Raw genomic sequence first — 17093 nt, 5'->3', positions numbered from 1 at the left:
CTCTTTCGGATAATGGTGGACAATTTTCTGGATCGATGACAGCTACTGTCACACTACCTGATACAGCGCAATTTGCATTACTTGCTACAGCTGTAAAAGTATAAAAACCGGTGTCGGTGAACGGTCCGACAGTGTTGCCAGAAATGGCAGTTCCGTTAGCATCATACCAAATTATTGTTTCATCTGAAACAGCATCCAAAGTGACAGTTGTTCCTTGATTTGCAACGATATTTGAATTCGCAATGGTTAAGGTTGGATTCGGATTTACCGTAACCGTAACTTGGGCAACAGCAGATTCGCAACTTCCCGACAAACTCACGGCCTGAATAGAATAGACACCGCTGGTTGTTATTTCAGAAGCTGTTTCGGCAGAAATTGGACTATTGGAAGCATCCGTAAAATTATATTGAATATCGGCAGAACCATTGAAGTTGAGAATGGCATCCCTCAGATTCACACTTCCGCAACCTGAAATTGCATTCTGAACTTGCAATGTTAGCGCTGATGAATAATTGACCGTTACTAATTTCAAAGTATTAGCTTCGTTCTCGCAATTATTATTTACAATAGAAATATAATAGCTGTAAGGCGAATTTGCTTCTGATAATCCAGCGATGGTCAATGTGCCTGTAGTGTCGTTTTTGATATAAGTAACTCCAACATCTCCATTAAAACCTGTTGTAATTTCTTGTGTTTTCTGTTGATCCTTATAATATTTGAAACTGGCACCGCCTATTGATGAAGAAGGCGATAAAATAACACTTCCATTACAAGCGGTTACAGTATCTGGAATCAAAATATCAGTTGCGGTTGGCAGATTTGAAACGGCAACATTTATTCGAATCCGTGCTGATTCTTCTGGACAGCCAATACGCTTTGCGGCAACATAAAAAGCGATATTTTGGTTTAAAACAGGAGTAACAAAAGGAGCTCCTGAAGTAGTTGTAGCCAATATACTCCCTCCTTGTGGCTGACCATACCATCTCAATTCATTTCCTGCATCGGTTGTTGCAATCAAGGAAGCTGTAGATCCCGAACAAGCCGTTGCATTTTGAGTAGCGGGGTCGGTTATGATAGGCAAAGCTGGTGCACGGTTGATGCTGTATAAATCCAAACTTTGGGTAAGTTGTACATTCAACAAAGAATTATACCGTATCGTAATCCTGCTGACTGGAGCATTGGGTGAATACCGAATCGTAGCGACTTGGTTGCCTTGCAAAAGCGTTAGCAAATCTAAATTCAGCAATGAATTTAAATTGATGGTTTGCACCGTATTGGGTCCGTTCGAAGCAATAATTTGGATATTATTTGCAACTCCCAAAGCCAATAATGCTGGGTCAACTCTCATCTTTATATAAAAATCATCGGTTGTTTGCGACGAACTTCCAAAGTAAACTGTTTGCTGTACCGATGAAGCAACGGCTACAACACCAAGGCTTAATCTGGAAAAATTATTTTGATTGGCATCCAAAACATGATGCGGATTGCTAACTCCAGCCTGTCCTAAATTCAATAAGTCCAAATTTAGTCCGGCTCCATCAAATGAAGTGAAGGAAGCTCCTCCACAAGCATCGGGAGTTCCGATATAAAAAGCTTCAAAAACATCTAATCTCTTGGTGTTGAAAAGCCCCAATAGAGCCCCTACTCTGTTGGTCAATCTAACTCTATCGTAAGCTTGATTTGGTGTAATGGCAATAAAATATTCGTTATTAGCATTAGCAACTACACGGAGTCTAGGTCCGGAAAAATCATTAAATAGTTGACTATTTCCTTCCAAAACTACGGTGTTTTGATTTTTAGCCTGTACTGAAAATTCTTGATTCCCAATAAGCACAACACCCAAAACATCGGCAACTAAATTGCCTAAACTTCCACTAAGAAGTGCTGGCAAAAGATTGTCATCTGTCTGAATCTTGATGTAGGTTGTGGTATTGGCTGGAATCTGTGTGGGATACTGTAATTCCAAGTGCCCTGAATAATTCCCGATGTTTAATGCAATCCCAGAACTTGCCCTAATTCTTGCTCTGGTTGAAAGATTTCCATCGATGGAATTGTTTGAAAAGTCAGTATTGCTCTGACTTGAAATGGTGGTGGTGTAAACAGGCGAAAATTGAGCCCGAACATTTTGGAAGAATAGCGATAAAATAAAAACAATAAGATACCGCAAATCAACCCTCGGTTGAAGAGTAAAAATTTTCATAAGCAAAGGATTTTAAGTTATATATAAGGGGTAATTTATATACGTGTTTATAAGCTTCGCATGTATTGGTCGAAAGGAATATAGATTTACTAAAATTGAGCTTAGATTACAATAAACTAGGGGTTATTTATTGTTATAGTAAATTTAAAATCATTAACACTTGTTTATTTATAGTATTTCAATCAATGTTTACAAAATTCCCACAAAAATGAAGTTGATGTATTTTAATTATTATAAATTCGAAAATTGTATAACTATATTGCTAATTAATTGATTAATATTTATAATAAAAACCATTGTAACATTTAGTCAATCAAAAACAAAATAAACAAAATGCTTTTTATATTAATTTTTTGATCAAAAAAAATCGTCCAACTTGATTGTAAAATCAAGAGGGACGATTGTATAGCAATTACAAGCAATTTTAACTTGTATTCATCTACTTAAAAAATTTACTATCCACCATTCATAAGTCTTTTTAGCAATAATTCTAAATTTACACTGGCAAAACCAGAACTGTGATCAGAAAGTCCGTAAGGAATGATTAATTCTTCGTTGTGCACAATAGAACCACATGAATATACTACATTAGGTACATAACCTTCACGTTCATCAGGATTTGGCATAATGAGTGGTTCTTTTAATCGGCCAATCTCTTTTTCTGGATGTTCCAGATCCAATAAGGAAGCGCCAATACAGTAACGTCTCATTGGCCCTACCGCATGTGTCATTACTAGCCATCCGTGCTCTGTTTCAATTGGAGAACCACAGTTTCCAATTTGCACCAACTCCCAAGGATAAAGCGGACTTTGGATTTTGATAGGGTCGTCCCAAACATTTATATTGTCAGAAAACATCAGATAATTGTTCCAGCCATCAATGCGGGACATCATTACAAATTTACCATTTATTTTTCTTGGAAATAGAGCAAGGTTTTTGTTTTTAGCGCCTTCTCCGTTCAAAGGAGATGTCTTAAAATCATAGAAATCAGTAGTCTGTAAAAGCTTGGGCATGATATGAACACCGTCATAGGCGGTATAAGTCGCATAGTAAACAGTTTGCTCATTCTCTTTCGTGAATTTTACAAATCTGGCATCTTCAATACCTTTGCTTTCAAAATCCGATATCGGGAAGATTACCCTGTCGCTAATATCAGTATCTCTTGAAAAACTGATTTTTCTGTAACTATCAGACAGAGCTAATATCTGATTATACTGTTGAATTGTCCTTTCATCCTGTGTTTGATTCTTTGCTTCAAGCACTAATTTTTTCAAGCTTTCATAGTCAAACCTTTCCGGCAAATGGGAGTCAACATCTTTTAGAAAATCGGCATTGATATCAGCTTCTTCGCCTTTTTTGAGGAACAATTTCTTCTGATAGATTGTTGGATGCATTTTTTCAGCTTCATCGATGTAATTTCCAGCAGGAATAATAGTAATATTGTTATGCTTATCAATCATCGCCCGACGAAAAACTACTGATGAAATGTGGCCTTCACCGACAGCCCTAAAGCTAATCAGCAAACGTTGTTGGCCCTCTTCGAGATGGCTTTGATCTGGATCTAATATGATCGAAGGATTAAAAAAAGCCGCTGATTCAATCGAGTACTCGTGTGTAAAATAGGCACCAATAAGATACTTGGTATAATCAGGCATTTGGCTATAATCAGCTCCCGCTTTTTCAATAAAAGGTTTAACCTTTTCACAATGCTTCAATAATTTTTTGGTAATATTCCGATGCCTTTTGGAAAAGTCCTGCAATAAGGGTGAAATAATCGAGAACACTTGATCTTGATTCATTTCTAATATCTTACCAATTAAGAATAAGGCTCTTTCTTCTCCGTTGAAAAAATAACGAGCTATAACACGTCGGGGATCAGGGTATACTTTTACTGATTTACGTTCAATGGATAATCTCATATCAAAGTTTTTTTTTACATTAATTCATATATAAATGTATAGGTAGTTCTAAATTACAATTAAAAACTAACAAACTACAAAAGTGAATTGCTAAAAAAAACCTAATAAATTTCTCTTAACCACAATCTGATCATAAAAAAGACGTGAATTTAATTATCGGCTCTCAAGATAATGTTTAAAATACTTACGCATACCTTTTTGCTCTACTAATGATTTCAGCAATTACACCAATTTTCCAAGGAAAAATGTTTTCTTCCTCTTCATCATAAGGTAATTTAGAAAGATCAATCTCATTTTCCAAAGAACCTATTGCATGAATCGTTTCATTAATGAGCGTATTAACCGCATAGGCAGTAACAGTGCTTATTTTTTTTCTATTAACTAGAAATCCGTAAGAACTTTTATTTTTTGTTTTTGCTCCAAATGGATTCCAAAATGTTTGTATGATTATCTTTCGGTTAGTAGTCTTTAATATAGTTGCGATTTCTGGGGAAGATAATCTTGTGTTGCACATTTGGGGTAGCGATGCTATTTTTTCATAAAAAATGTCGCTTGCCAAGATTTCATTTGCTCTTTGAACAGCCTTCGATATTGAAGTGCTATGTCCTGAAAATATTAATGTAATCATAATGAACAGTTTATACATAAATAAGAACATAATTTATATTGTAAATTTACAAAAAAAGCATCTACTGAAAATCCTTATAAATAGGTATTTTGATATGTAGATATGAAAAATATTATACCCGTTAAAAATACACATTCTTCATTTTTACCCCACAAATAACAAAAATCATTAAAAATGATTCATAAAATTTTCTTTTATTTGCGTAAACAACATACAATATGGAATTCAATCCTGACGAGCTGGATCAAAAAGCCATTTACAAATTACTAACCGGGGCGGTCATTCCACGTCCAATTGGCTGGATATCTTCCATCAGTGAAGATGGAATACTCAACCTCGCTCCTTTTTCATTCTTTAATGCCGTTGGCGACGATCCGCCTCACGTGATGTTTTCAGCCTCTGGTTCGCCTAAAGCCAATCGTGATACTTTGAGCAACGTTTTGGCAACCAAACAATTTGTTGTGAACATGGTGACGGAGGAATTGACCGAACAAATGAACTTGACCTCCCATTCAATTCCATCCCTAGAAAGTGAATTTGATCATGCAGGCGTTACTCCAATTGCTTCTATAAAAGTAAAACCTCCGCGTGTTCAAGAATGTCTCATCACGATGGAATGCGAACTCGTACACCATTATACACTCGAAAACAGTCGCTTTGGCGGACAAACCATAATGGTCGGAAAGGTCGTGATGTTTCATTTTGACGAAAGTGTCCTTTTGGATGATTACAAAATCAATCTGGAAAACTATCAGCCTATTTCAAGGCTTGCAGGTTCGGGTTATTCTAAATTAGGAGAAATTTTCTCTGTCAAAAGAAATTAAAATGAAGATTACAGTTATAGGTGGAGGTCCCGGCGGACTTTACTTCTCCATACTTACCAAAAAAGCCCTACCCGATTGTCAGATTGATGTTTACGAACGTAATAAAGCCGATGACAGTTTTGGTTTTGGCGTTGTATTCTCTGATGAAACTCTGGGCGAATTCCTTACACGGGATACAAAATCGTATGATTTAATCCGAAGCAAATTTGCGTATTGGGATGATATTGTTGTAGCTCGAGATGGCGAAACCGTCAATGTTTCCGGAAACGGTTTTTGTGGCTGTTCCCGAAAAACGCTATTGCAGTTATTACAGCAAAGATGCCAGGAAGAAGGTGTAAATCTTCATTTTGAGCACAATGTTGATGATTTGAATCAGTTTAAAGACTCCGATTATATCTTGGGTTGTGACGGCATCAACAGTGTGATTAGAGATAAATTCGCATCCGATTTCGGCAACAAAAGCGAATTAAAGAAAAATAAATTCGTCTGGCTGGGCTCTACCCGACCATTAGATGCCTTTACCTATTTTTTCAGAACCACACCTTACGGAACCTTTGTGGCGCATTCTTATCAATATCAAGAAGGAATGAGTACTTGGATTTTCGAATGTGCTCCCGAAACTTGGGAAAAAGTGGGTTTTGAAACCACAAACGAGGAAGATACAATTGCCCGAATTTCTAAGATATTTGCAGAAGAATTAGACGGTCACGGCTTGATTTCAAATCGTTCCCATTGGCGTCAATTTCCTGCAATTACTAATGATGTTTGGCATAAAGACAATATCGTTCTTTTGGGAGATGCAAAAGCAACGGCGCATTATTCCATCGGTTCGGGAACAAAATTGGCTATGGAATGTGCTATTGCTTTGTCCGATTCCATCGTAGCTTTTGGTACGGATAAGGAAAAGGCTTTCGCTAAATACGAGCAGTTACGCCGAAACCGTGTCGAGATGATTCAGCATGCAGCCAATGTGTCGCTGGATTGGTTTGAAAACATGGACCGTCACATCAAACATGATTTCTATCAATTCGCATTTGGCGTAATGACGCGTGCTAAGAAAGTGACATTTGAAAATCTTGCACTTCGCGATAAATCGTTTCCTGAAAAAGTTTTGAATGAATTCAATTCAAAAAGAGGAATCGAAAATGTAAAAACTCCGGCCGCCTTCACTCCTTTTTCATTGCGAAAAATGGAACTTCAAAACAGGATTGTAATGGCTCCGATGGGACAATATTCTGCCGAAGACGGACTAATAAACGATTGGCATTTTACGCATTATACCAATCGTGCAATCGGAGGTTTGGGATTGATTCTGACCGAAATGACGGCTATTTCAGAAACAGGAAAAATCACTTTAGGTTGTGCAGGTATATACACTAAAGAACAAATAGTTGAATGGAAAAATTTAACTGAATTTATTCATAAAAACACCAAAACGAAAATTGGAATTCAATTAGGACATTCTGGCCGGAAAGGAAGCATCAAAAAACCTTGGGAAGGAACAAACGAGCCTTTGGAAAATAGCTGGGATTTGATTTCAGCTTCGCCAATTGCCTTCAATGAAAAGTTTTCCACACCAAAAGAAATGACGCTTTCCGATATGGATGAAATTGTTGCCCAATTTATCCAAGCTACAAAAAATGCAGACGAAGCTAGATTTGACATGATTGAATTGCAAGCACATCACGGTTATCTATTGGCTTCATTCCTATCGCCTCTGACAAATATTCGTATGGATGAATTTGGCGGAAGCATCAAAAACAGATTAAAGTTTCCGTTACGAGTTTTCACAGAAATCAGAAAGGTTTTCAATCAAGATAAACCGATGTCGGTAAGGATTTCAGCTTCCGACTGGGTTGAAAACGGAATTACCGAAGAAGATGTTTTTGCAATTGCCGAAGCCTTTAAAAATGCTGGAGCAGACATCATCAACGTTTCGACAGGAAATACCGTTTCGCATCAAAAACCAGCAATTGGAAGAATGTGGCAAACTCCTTTTTCCGAAGCCATTCGAAATACTATTGATATTCCAACAATTACAGCAGGATATATTCAAGACATCGACCAAATCAACACTATTTTATTAAACGGTCGAGCCGATTTGGTAGCATTAGGAAAGACATTGCTTTTGGAACCTAATTTCGTTCGAAATGCACAGGCTTATGAAAGTTTTGAGAGCAACGATGTTCCTAATCAATATAAGATTGCCCTACCCCATTTTTACCCGATGAAAGCCGGAGAACGAAAAATGGTCGAAGGAATGAAAAAAGCACTAAAACCTGAAAGTCACAAATAGAATTATGAAACATTATATTGACAATTTTGCTCATAATCACATTCCGTCAGAAGAACTACAGCCTGATTACATCTGGAATCATCCTGATTTTGAATTCCCTGAAAATCTTAATTGTGTCGATAAATTACTCGATGACCACATTAAAGAAGGTCGAGGAAACGCTATCGCCATTCAAACCTTTATAGAAAAATGGACGTTTCAGGATTTATATGAAAAATCCAATCAGATTGCCCATGTTCTGGTCGATGATTTGGGTTTTGTTTCAGGAAATCGTGTTTTGATTCGTTCTGCCAACAATCCAATGTTTGTTGCTTGTTGGTTTGCTATATTAAAAGCGGGCGGAATAGTTGTCGCAACAATGCCCCTTTTACGAGAAAAGGAATTATCGGTCATGATTGAAAGTGCCGAAATCTCTCATGTTTTTTGCGACATCAGATTATGCGATGAAATGAACTTGGTGAAATCTCCTTTTCTAAAAAAGGTCTGTACGTTTGACGGTTCAAATGAAAATACTTCTGATTTAGAACGCTTGATGGCTTCAAAACCGACAACTTTTCATAATTATCATACACTTTCAAACTCCATCTGCCTTATAGGATTTACATCTGGAACTACTGGAAAACCTAAGATGACTTCGCATTATCACAAGGATATCTTATTGATTTGTGAGGCATTTCCAAAATATTCATTACAACCAACCTCGGCTGATATTTTCACAGGAAGTCCACCTTTGGGATTCACTTTTGGATTGGGAGGTTTGGTGTTATTTCCGTTTTATTATGGAGCTTCGACCTTTTTAATCGAAAAACCATCGCCTGAACTTTTGTTAAAAGCGATTGAAGAATACAAGATAACCATCTGTTTTACAGCGCCAACTGCTTGGAGAGTCATTACCTCTAAAGTAAAAGAATTTGATATTTCGTCGTTACGGAAATGTGTTTCAGCCGGAGAAGCCCTGCCTCTAAAAGTCTGGGAAGATTGGTACGAAGCCACAGGTTTGAAAATCATTGACGGCATTGGTTCTACCGAAATACTTCATATTTTTATTTCATCCAACGAAGAAAACATGCGAAAAGGTTCAACAGGTTTGCCAATTCGCGGTTATGAAGCAAAAATCGTAGATAAAAAAGGAAATGAAGTTGCCGTAAACGAACCGGGAAGATTGGCTGTTCGAGGAATTACAGGTTGCAAATATTTGAATTCGGTTGACAAACAAAAGGAATACGTTCAAAACAAATGGAACATTACCGGTGATATTTTCCGCAAGGACGAAGACGGTTATTTCTGGTTTGTAGCCCGAGGCGACGATATGATTATTTCGTCAGGATATAACATTGCCGCAATTGAGGTTGAAAGCGTTTTGCTAACCCACGATGATATTGCAGAATGTGCTGTTGTAGGCTTACCAAATGAAGAAAGAGGAATGTTGGTTTGTGCCTACATTGTTTTGAAGGATCAAACAAAAGCCAATCCTGAATTTGCCAAGCACATCCAAGATTGGTTCAAGGAAGTCGCTGCACCTTATAAATATCCTAGAGAAATACATTTTATAGAAAGTCTCCCAAAAACAGAAACTGGCAAAATTCAACGCTTTAAATTGAAGAATAAAGCGTAATTTTAGCACATTTGTATTTTGTGATTCAAGAATAAGGAAATGAGAAAAGTATTTGTTGTTTTTAGCATAACATCACTGGCCATTATCGCCATTATGACGTATATCAATTGGAAATCTTTATTCCTCCTATTGATATTTCTTCCATTGATTGTAATGGGATTTTACGACATGTTCCAATCCAAGAAAACCATAAGGAGAAATTTCCCATTGGTTGGTAGAATGCGGTATTTGCTGGAATCACTTGGTCCTGGTGTTCGCCAATATTTTGTAGAAGGCGATTTGGATGGAAAACCTTTCAACCGATTGGAGCGAAGTCTGGTGTATCAGCGAAGCAAAAAAGAAACTGATTCAAATCCTTTTGGAACGCAATTGGACACCTACGATGTTGGCTACCAATGGATCAACCACAGTATAAAAGCAATTCCTTTCTCGGCTGTGAACAGCAATCCGAGAGTAAAGATTGGTTCATCCCAATGCGAAAAACCGTACGAAGCCAGTTTGTACAACATCAGTGCGATGAGTTACGGTTCGTTAAGCAAAAATGCAATTATAGCCTTAAATGAAGGTGCCAAGCAAGGCGGATTCTACCATAATACTGGAGAGGGCGGGCTTTCTCCGTATCATCTGCAAGGTGGCGATGTGGTTTGGAACATCGGAACTGGTTATTTCAGTTGCCGGGATGAAAATGGAAATTTCAGCTATGAAAATTATGCCAAAAGAGCCCAATACGAAAATGTAAAAATGATCGAAATAAAATTCTCACAAGGTGCAAAACCAGGCCATGGTGGAATTTTACCAAAAGAAAAAGTAACCGATGAAATTGCGGCAATCCGTTTGGTTGGCCGAGGACACGATATCATTTCGCCTCCCACCCATTCTGCTTTTAAGACGCCATTGGAACTTATGGATTTCATAAAAGTTTTGAGAAAAGGCTCTGGTGGAAAACCCATTGGTATTAAAATCTGTATCGGAAATAAATCAGAATTTATAGCCATTTGCAAGGCAATGGTGCAAACCGAAACCTATCTCGATTTTATTACCGTTGACGGTGGCGAAGGCGGTACAGGTGCAGCTCCACAGGAATATTCCGACCATGTTGGGATGCCTTTACGTGATGCTCTGGCCTTTGTTTATGATTGCCTAAAAGGTTTCGGAATTAAAGACCAAATCAAGATTATTTGCAGTGGTAAAATCATTACTGGATTTGACATCATCAAGACCCTTTCCACAGGAGCCGATTTATGCAATTCTGCACGAGGAATGATGTTCGCCTTGGGTTGCATTCAAGCGTTGGAATGCCACGCTAATACTTGCCCTACTGGTGTTGCCACACAAGATCCAAGATTAGTAAAAGGATTGGTACCACAAGAAAAAAGCATCCGAGTTGCAAGATTTCAGCATGAAACAGTGAAAAGTGCAATGGAATTGATGGCTTCGGCAGGAATATCACATCCTGATGATGTGGACAGACACGTGGTAAGTATGCGTGTCGATAGAACCAAAATCCAAACCTTTGCAGAAACTTATCCCGAATTGGACAGTGGCTGTTTGCTGGACCAAAATGCAATTCCGAAAACGTTTTTACACCATTGGAAAAAAGCCTCTGCAGAAAGTTTTTAATAAAAAATAAAAATATGAACCAACCCTTTATAAAAAAAGAAAAAATACGTTTCAAACACGTCGATTACGCTGGAATTGTTTTCTATCCAAGATTTTTGGAAATGCTGAACGATTTGGTGGAAGATTGGTTTGAAGAAGCCTTGGAACGTCCTTTCTCTAAAATCCACGAAACCAACGGAATTCCAACAGTTGATTTAAAAGTGCAATTCAAAAAAGCGGCGCGTTTAGGTGAAATCCTAACCAAATCGCTTTGGGTGAAAAATATTGGTGGTGCCTCACTACTATGCGGGTTTAAATTTGAAGATGAAGATGGAAACACCTGTTTGGAAGGTGAAGTGACTTTAGTTAATGTGGCTTTCAAAGATAATCGTGGTGGTATCAAAGCAGAATCATTTTCAGAAGAAATGAAAGAAAAAATATCGAAGTTCATTCTGTCTTAATACTTAATACTCCAACCTTAATACAATCCTATGGAATTTAAAAAATTCAAAGCTGCAACTGTTCAAACCTCGCCTGTTTTTTTAAACGTAGAAAAAACGATTGAAAAAGCAGTTGCATTTATAAAAGAGGCTTCAACCAATGGAGCAAATCTTATTGCTTTTCCTGAAGTATTTGTTGCCGGTTATCCGTATTGGAACTGGATTATGACACCGGTTCAAGGGAGCAAATGGTATGAAGAATTGTATAAAAGCTCAATAAAAGTCTGTGACGATGCTATGCAACCTTTGTACGAAGCCGCTAAAGAATTCAATTGCCATATAGTAATTGGAATCAATGAGCGTGGCGACAGTTATGGCGAAATCTATAATACCAATCTTATTATTGATAATCAAGGAAAAGTAATTGGAAAGCACCGAAAACTGGTGCCAACTTGGGCTGAAAAGCTAACTTGGACGAGTGGTGATGGTTCTTCTTTAAAAGTTTATGATACAGAAGTGGGTCCGATTGGAACCTTGGCTTGTGGCGAGAATACTAACACATTGGCACGTTTTACGTTATTGGCTCAAGGCGAATTGATTCATATTGCCAATTATATTTCGTTGCCTGTTGCACCACCTGATTACAATATGGCCGAAGCGATAAAGATTCGTGCAGCGGCACATTCCTTTGAAGGAAAATTATTCACCATCGTTTCGTGTTCGACTATTTCTCAGGAAATAAAAGATGCCTTGCGAGAAGATGTTGCAAATGTAGATGAATTGCTGACAAGGAAAAATTCTGCTTTCTCAGGATTTATTGGTCCGAATGGAGCTGTTATTGGTGAGCCCTTGATTGATGAAGAAGGAATTGTATATGCAGATATCGATTTAGAGAAATGCATCCAACCGAAGCAAATGCACGACATTTTGGGACATTATAACCGTTTTGATATCTTTGATTTGAGGGTAAATATTGCACCAACAAGGAAGATTACTTTTGTTGATAATCATGAGGATTTTAATAGAAAATAAAATTTGGCTAAAGCCAACAAAATTTTAATTAATGCACCTCTGGCTAAAGCCAGAGGCAATTCAAACAATAAATTATCAATAACAATAGGTTTCGACCCTTGATTGCAAATAAAAATATATGCCATTTATAAAAGTTTACATTCATTTTGTTTGGAGTACAAAAAATAGAATCCCTTTTCTTGAAACACCTGAAATTAGGAAAGAGATGTGGAAACACATCAAAGAAAATGGAGAGAAAAAAGGAATTTTTATTGATTTTGTTAATGGATACAATGATCATTGCCATTGTTTGGTTTCATTAGGAAATGAGCAAACTATTAGTAAAGTTGTACAATTAATAAAAGGGGAATCTGCATTTTGGTTCAATAATCAAAAACTTATTTTAGATAAATTTGAATGGCAAAATGAATATTTTGCAGTTTCTGTTTCTGAATCTGTGATCGAAAAAGTTAGGAACTATATCAAAAATCAAGAGTTACATCATAAAACTAAATCATTTCAGGATGAATATCAAGAATTGATTGATAAATTTGGTTTTCAAAAATTTTTAGATAATAAATAATTCTTATGTCACTTATCAATTGCAATGGGTTTTAACCCATTGTATAAAGAGGAAGCAATTAAAAAACAAGACAATGGAAGGAAAATACAACGACGACGTAATTGGAAGAGCCAGAGTGCAAGATACTCCGGAACTCGAAGCCTATTATAAAGAACTCGAAACCCTTGGTGCTGGTGCATTGTGGACGGTTGCCAACGATATTGAGCCATGGGAGCCGAGAACATCTTCGGTGCCGATGCTTTGGAAGTATGATGATTTGCGGGATTTGGTTTTGAAATCCTCTGAGTTGGTAACACCTGAAAAAGCAGGACGTCGCGTGGTGTATTTGGTTAACGATAAGCGAAAGGATGTATCGGCGGCTGTTGGTTGGTTGTATACTGGAATTCAGGTTACACGACCAGGGGAAAGCACTTCGGCTCATCGTCATAAGGCTTCGGCTTTGCGTTTTATCATGGAAGGCGAAGGCGGTTACACGGTTGTGGATGGTAATAAGATTACTTTTGAAGTCAATGATTTTGTGATTACCCCGAATTCTACCTGGCATGAGCATGGTGTTGCCGAAAATGGAAAAACATGCATTTGGCAGGACGGTTTGGATATTCCGTTGATTAATGCTTTGGAAGCAAACGATTATGCGGTATATGATGGTAAGCAACCTTTAGAAGTTCCAATCAACTATTCTCCAATAAATTATGGCGGTTCACCTGGACTATTACCTTCAGACCAAAAATGGAATAAAGACTATTCTCCTTTGTTTAAATATGCTTGGAAATCGGTTTATCCAGCTTTGGTTGAAGCTTCAAAAATCAATGAAACTTCTCCTTATGATGGAATTATTATGAAATATTCGAATCCATTGACGGGTGGTCATGTCATGCAAACCATGGGAGCTTCAATGCAATTATTACCGGCTGGTTTTAAAGGAAAAGCACACAAACACACAGGTTCATTTGTGTACCAATGTGCCAAAGGAAAAGGCTATTCTACTATTGATGGAAAGCGTTTCGATTGGAAAGAACGCGATATTTTTTGTGTTCCGTCTTGGGCTTGGCACGAGCATCACAATCTTTCGGAAACCGAAGATGCTTGCCTGTTTTCATTTAATGATTTGCCTGTAATTGAAAAACTGGGCTTATACCAAGAACAAAATTACACTGACAACAACGGTTTTCAGACTGTTTGAGAACGAAGATGAGAGCTTATCACGAAACCATTTTAACTAAATAAACGATTAAAAATAACGACTTTGAAACTACTTACCTACAAAACAACAACCTCAGAACCAAGATTAGGATTTTTGCATAACAATCAAGTGGTGGATATGGAAGATTTTGGTGAAACCGTAAATTTCCCTTTGCCTTCGGATATGCTTGAATTGATTGATATGGGACTCGAAGTGATTCCAGAAATCAATGAATTCTTGAGTGAAATTGATGCTGAAGCTTTAGCCGAAGTTTCGTATTCGATGGACGAAATTACCATCCTCGCTCCTATTCCAACGCCTCGAAAAAACATCATCGGAATTGGATTGAATTATACCGAACACGTTGCAGAAAGCGCCAGAACATTGGATACTACAGGAAAATTGCCTCAAAAACCAATCATCTTTTCGAAACCGCCAACAACTGTAACGGGAACAAATACCAATATCTTATTAAACAGAAAACTTACCCAGCAATTGGATTGGGAAGTTGAACTGGCTGTAGTTATTGGGAAGAAAGGAAAATACGTTACGAAAGAAGATGCAATGGAGTATGTTTTCGGTTATACCGTAATCAATGATATTTCGGCACGTGATTGCCGTCGCGAAGGACAATGGATTGTTTCGAAAGGGCAAGATACTTTTGCGCCAATGGGACCTTATTTGGTTACAGCAGACGAAGTTGAAAATCCACACAATTTAAATCTATCTTTAAAAGTGAATGGTGTCGAAAAACAAAATTCCAATACAAAATTTCTACTCTTCAATATCAATGCTTTGATTGAAGATTTAAGCACAGTCTTTACAATTGAATCTGGAGATATTATTGCTACTGGAACACCTTCGGGAGTTGGAGCCGGAAGAAGTCCACAAGAATGGATGTGGGATGGTGATGTTGTGGAAGCAACTGTTGAAGGAATTGGAACCATTATCAATACGGTAAAAGAGATTTAAAAGAAGAAAGAGAAAAGAATAAAGATTTCAAATAAGATGAAAAAATACAGAATAGGACAAATAGTTCCTTCCTCAAACGTAACAATGGAAACCGAAATCCCTGCTATTTTCAGGTCAAGGGAAACCATTTTACCAGAGCGTTTCACCTTCCATTCGAGTAGAATGCGAATGAAGAAAGTAACCAAGGAAGAACTTGAGGCCATGGATGCTATGAGTTTGAAATGTGCACAGGAACTTTCGGATGCTCATGTAGATGTTATGGGATATGCGTGCTTGGTTGCAATTATGAGCATGGGGCGCGGTTATCATTGCGTTTCGGAAGTGAATTTACATCAGGAAACGGTAGCCAACGACTTCCCTACTCCAATTGTTACTTCGGCGGGAGCCTTGATCAATGGATTAAAAGTTTTGGGAGCTAAAAAAATCTCCATCATTACACCTTATATGAGGCCTTTGACCGATATGGTTGTTGATTATATCGAGCATCAGGGCTTTGAAGTAAAGGAAAGTATCGCTCTCGAAATTCCAGATAATTTGGAAGTTGCCGCACAAGACCCAATGAATTTATTGGAAATTTACAAACGATTGGATTTGACAGGTATTGATGTATTGGTAGTTTCGGCTTGTGTACAGATGCCTTCATTGGAAGCAATCGATTTAATCGAAAAAGAAATTGGAATTCCGGTTACTTCTGCTGCGGTTTGTACCACTTACGAGATGATGAAAAAGCTCGGAATTGAAGCAAAATCAGCAATTGGCGGAAGTCTTTTGAGTGGTAAATATTAAATAATGTAAATCCTATAACTTTTAAAAAGAACTCTGTAAGCATTTTCAGCGATTGTTTGATGAAATTTGTAAAACAAACCTCAAAACATTGCACCTATGGAAACTATTTACACATCTTTTAAAGCTTTTCAAGAACTAGACACTGATATCAACAATATCATCAGCATTAATGATAATCATGACGATGATGAAATGGATTATGATTTGGATTACGACCATAATGAATATTTCTACGAATTGGAACGTTTGAACAGCTAAGTAGCGTTATCCACACTAACGTTATGGAGAAGAACCTATAAGATGCGTCTTATAGGTTTTTTTATGCAAATTTAATTGTGTAACATTTATGGAAAATTGCATAAAGGATTTGATAATGAGTAGGGTAACTTTATCATTATAATTAAAAAAATAAATACTATGGGAACTTTAAATAACGGTTCGGGCGGGAAAGGAAATCCTGCAGGACAAAACCACGACGGTCAGAAAAACTACCAACACTCTAACCAGCGTAATCCTGATAACATCAGAAATGCTACGAGAGACAAGGAATATAAGGAGCACGACGAAACGTTGACTAACGATGAAAACTACGATTTGGATTCAAAAGAAATCAAAGGAAATCCGGATTTTGACGACAAGAATCAAAACGTTGACAAAAATCAATAACCACAACCACTAAAACAAAACACTATGAACGGTTTTTTCAAAACAATAATTGCAGGATGGGGAGCTAAGAAATTAGGAGGTGGATGCATCGGTACCATCATCGTATTCATCATCATCTACTATCTTTTAGGCTACTTGTAACATTTAAATTCAAGCGTTATGGAAAATTTAGATATATTCTTTTTCAGTGATGATAGAGAAAAGAGAAAAATAGATGATCCGCTACTGAATCAGGATCATCCCTATGACCCGAATGAAGATTTTGACGATACGGATGATTTTCATAAATATGATGATACCGCAGAAGACGATACTTCAGAATCGGATAAAGAATAAATAAAAAAACTCCAGAAATTCTGGAGTTTTTTTAT

Annotated in this window: 15 protein-coding genes and 1 pseudogene; 13 read left to right on the top strand and 3 right to left on the bottom strand. The window is 37.3% G+C overall.

Going from position 1 to position 17093, the window contains the following annotated elements; genetic code table 11:
- The 3 genes and pseudogenes from ACI6PS_RS01970 to ACI6PS_RS01960 all read right to left on the bottom strand — a co-directional run.
- Nucleotides 1-2200, bottom strand: a pseudogene (locus tag ACI6PS_RS01970) (hypothetical protein); the annotation flags it as partial.
- A gap of 455 nt (nt 2201-2655) precedes the next feature.
- Nucleotides 2656-4119, bottom strand: a complete 1464-nt coding sequence (locus ACI6PS_RS01965; RefSeq protein WP_421010862.1) for a glycoside hydrolase family 130 protein — start codon at nt 4117-4119, stop codon at nt 2656-2658.
- A 184-nt stretch (nt 4120-4303) separates the two neighbouring features.
- Nucleotides 4304-4747: a hypothetical protein gene (locus ACI6PS_RS01960; RefSeq protein ID WP_421010861.1), complete on the bottom strand. Its 444-nt coding sequence runs from the start codon at nt 4745-4747 to the stop codon at nt 4304-4306.
- Nucleotides 4748-4965: 218 nt separating this feature from the next.
- Between ACI6PS_RS01960 and ACI6PS_RS01955 the strand changes: the two genes are divergently transcribed.
- The 13 genes from ACI6PS_RS01955 (at nt 4966) to ACI6PS_RS01895 (ending at nt 17058) form a co-directional block, all read left to right on the top strand.
- Nucleotides 4966-5571 carry a flavin reductase family protein gene (locus ACI6PS_RS01955; RefSeq protein WP_421010860.1) on the top strand — a complete coding sequence of 202 codons (606 nt, stop codon included), beginning with the start codon at nt 4966-4968 and terminating at the stop codon, nt 5569-5571.
- Nucleotide 5572: 1 nt separating this feature from the next.
- Nucleotides 5573-7867, top strand: a complete 2295-nt coding sequence (locus tag ACI6PS_RS01950) for an FAD-dependent monooxygenase (protein WP_421010859.1) — start codon at nt 5573-5575, stop codon at nt 7865-7867.
- Between the two features lie 4 nt (nt 7868-7871).
- Complete coding sequence (locus tag ACI6PS_RS01945) at nt 7872-9482, top strand: AMP-binding protein (protein ID WP_421010858.1); 1611 nt, start codon at nt 7872-7874, stop codon at nt 9480-9482.
- A 39-nt stretch (nt 9483-9521) separates the two neighbouring features.
- A complete protein-coding gene (locus ACI6PS_RS01940; RefSeq protein WP_421010857.1) occupies nt 9522-11102 on the top strand; it encodes an FMN-binding glutamate synthase family protein in 1581 nt (526 codons plus the stop codon).
- A 14-nt stretch (nt 11103-11116) separates the two neighbouring features.
- On the top strand, nt 11117-11542 hold the full coding sequence (locus tag ACI6PS_RS01935; protein WP_421010856.1) for an acyl-CoA thioesterase: 426 nt from the start codon (nt 11117-11119) through the stop codon (nt 11540-11542).
- Between the two features lie 30 nt (nt 11543-11572).
- Nucleotides 11573-12553, top strand: coding sequence for a carbon-nitrogen hydrolase family protein (locus ACI6PS_RS01930; protein ID WP_421010855.1), 981 nt, complete (start codon nt 11573-11575; stop codon nt 12551-12553).
- A 118-nt stretch (nt 12554-12671) separates the two neighbouring features.
- A complete protein-coding gene (gene tnpA / locus ACI6PS_RS01925; RefSeq protein ID WP_421010854.1) occupies nt 12672-13115 on the top strand; it encodes an IS200/IS605 family transposase in 444 nt (147 codons plus the stop codon).
- Nucleotides 13116-13188: 73 nt separating this feature from the next.
- Nucleotides 13189-14298 (top strand): cupin domain-containing protein, encoded by a 1110-nt coding sequence (locus ACI6PS_RS01920; protein WP_421010853.1) that lies wholly within the window; start codon nt 13189-13191, stop codon nt 14296-14298.
- 63 nt (nt 14299-14361) lie between these two features.
- Nucleotides 14362-15270 carry a fumarylacetoacetate hydrolase family protein gene (locus ACI6PS_RS01915; RefSeq protein ID WP_421010852.1) on the top strand — a complete coding sequence of 303 codons (909 nt, stop codon included), beginning with the start codon at nt 14362-14364 and terminating at the stop codon, nt 15268-15270.
- Nucleotides 15271-15306: 36 nt separating this feature from the next.
- On the top strand, nt 15307-16056 hold the full coding sequence (locus tag ACI6PS_RS01910) for a maleate cis-trans isomerase family protein (protein WP_421010851.1): 750 nt from the start codon (nt 15307-15309) through the stop codon (nt 16054-16056).
- Nucleotides 16057-16152: 96 nt separating this feature from the next.
- Nucleotides 16153-16314 carry a hypothetical protein gene (locus ACI6PS_RS01905; protein WP_421010850.1) on the top strand — a complete coding sequence of 54 codons (162 nt, stop codon included), beginning with the start codon at nt 16153-16155 and terminating at the stop codon, nt 16312-16314.
- A 159-nt stretch (nt 16315-16473) separates the two neighbouring features.
- The gene (locus tag ACI6PS_RS01900) at nt 16474-16722 is read left to right on the top strand and encodes a hypothetical protein (RefSeq protein WP_421010849.1); all 249 of its coding nucleotides are present in this window, start codon (nt 16474-16476) and stop codon (nt 16720-16722) included.
- A gap of 159 nt (nt 16723-16881) precedes the next feature.
- The gene (locus ACI6PS_RS01895) at nt 16882-17058 is read left to right on the top strand and encodes a hypothetical protein (protein ID WP_421010848.1); all 177 of its coding nucleotides are present in this window, start codon (nt 16882-16884) and stop codon (nt 17056-17058) included.
- The last annotated feature ends 35 nt before the right edge of the window (nt 17059-17093 follow it).

This window comes from Flavobacterium sp. PLA-1-15 (assembly GCF_049060005.1).
Classification (GTDB): Bacteria; Bacteroidota; Bacteroidia; order Flavobacteriales; family Flavobacteriaceae; genus Flavobacterium.
The sequence above is the reverse complement of the archived record's forward strand: the minus strand, read 5'-3'. Positions and strand labels throughout refer to the sequence as shown.

Bases quoted from the DNA above. Each gene is read 5' to 3' on its own strand.
- ACI6PS_RS01950 (WP_421010859.1), top strand. From the start codon at position 5,573: ATGAAGATTACAGTTATAGGTGGAGGTCCCGGCGGACTTTACTTCTCC.
- ACI6PS_RS01905 (WP_421010850.1), top strand. From the start codon at position 16,153: ATGGAAACTATTTACACATCTTTTAAAGCTTTTCAAGAACTAGACACT.
- ACI6PS_RS01940 (WP_421010857.1), top strand. From the start codon at position 9,522: ATGAGAAAAGTATTTGTTGTTTTTAGCATAACATCACTGGCCATTATC.
- ACI6PS_RS01960 (WP_421010861.1), bottom strand. From the start codon at position 4,747: ATGATTACATTAATATTTTCAGGACATAGCACTTCAATATCGAAGGCT.
- ACI6PS_RS01955 (WP_421010860.1), top strand. From the start codon at position 4,966: ATGGAATTCAATCCTGACGAGCTGGATCAAAAAGCCATTTACAAATTA.
- ACI6PS_RS01935 (WP_421010856.1), top strand. From the start codon at position 11,117: ATGAACCAACCCTTTATAAAAAAAGAAAAAATACGTTTCAAACACGTC.
- ACI6PS_RS01920 (WP_421010853.1), top strand. From the start codon at position 13,189: ATGGAAGGAAAATACAACGACGACGTAATTGGAAGAGCCAGAGTGCAA.
- ACI6PS_RS01930 (WP_421010855.1), top strand. From the start codon at position 11,573: ATGGAATTTAAAAAATTCAAAGCTGCAACTGTTCAAACCTCGCCTGTT.
- ACI6PS_RS01945 (WP_421010858.1), top strand. From the start codon at position 7,872: ATGAAACATTATATTGACAATTTTGCTCATAATCACATTCCGTCAGAA.
- tnpA (WP_421010854.1), top strand. From the start codon at position 12,672: ATGCCATTTATAAAAGTTTACATTCATTTTGTTTGGAGTACAAAAAAT.
- ACI6PS_RS01895 (WP_421010848.1), top strand. From the start codon at position 16,882: ATGGAAAATTTAGATATATTCTTTTTCAGTGATGATAGAGAAAAGAGA.
- ACI6PS_RS01965 (WP_421010862.1), bottom strand. From the start codon at position 4,119: ATGAGATTATCCATTGAACGTAAATCAGTAAAAGTATACCCTGATCCC.
- ACI6PS_RS01900 (WP_421010849.1), top strand. From the start codon at position 16,474: ATGGGAACTTTAAATAACGGTTCGGGCGGGAAAGGAAATCCTGCAGGA.
- ACI6PS_RS01910 (WP_421010851.1), top strand. From the start codon at position 15,307: ATGAAAAAATACAGAATAGGACAAATAGTTCCTTCCTCAAACGTAACA.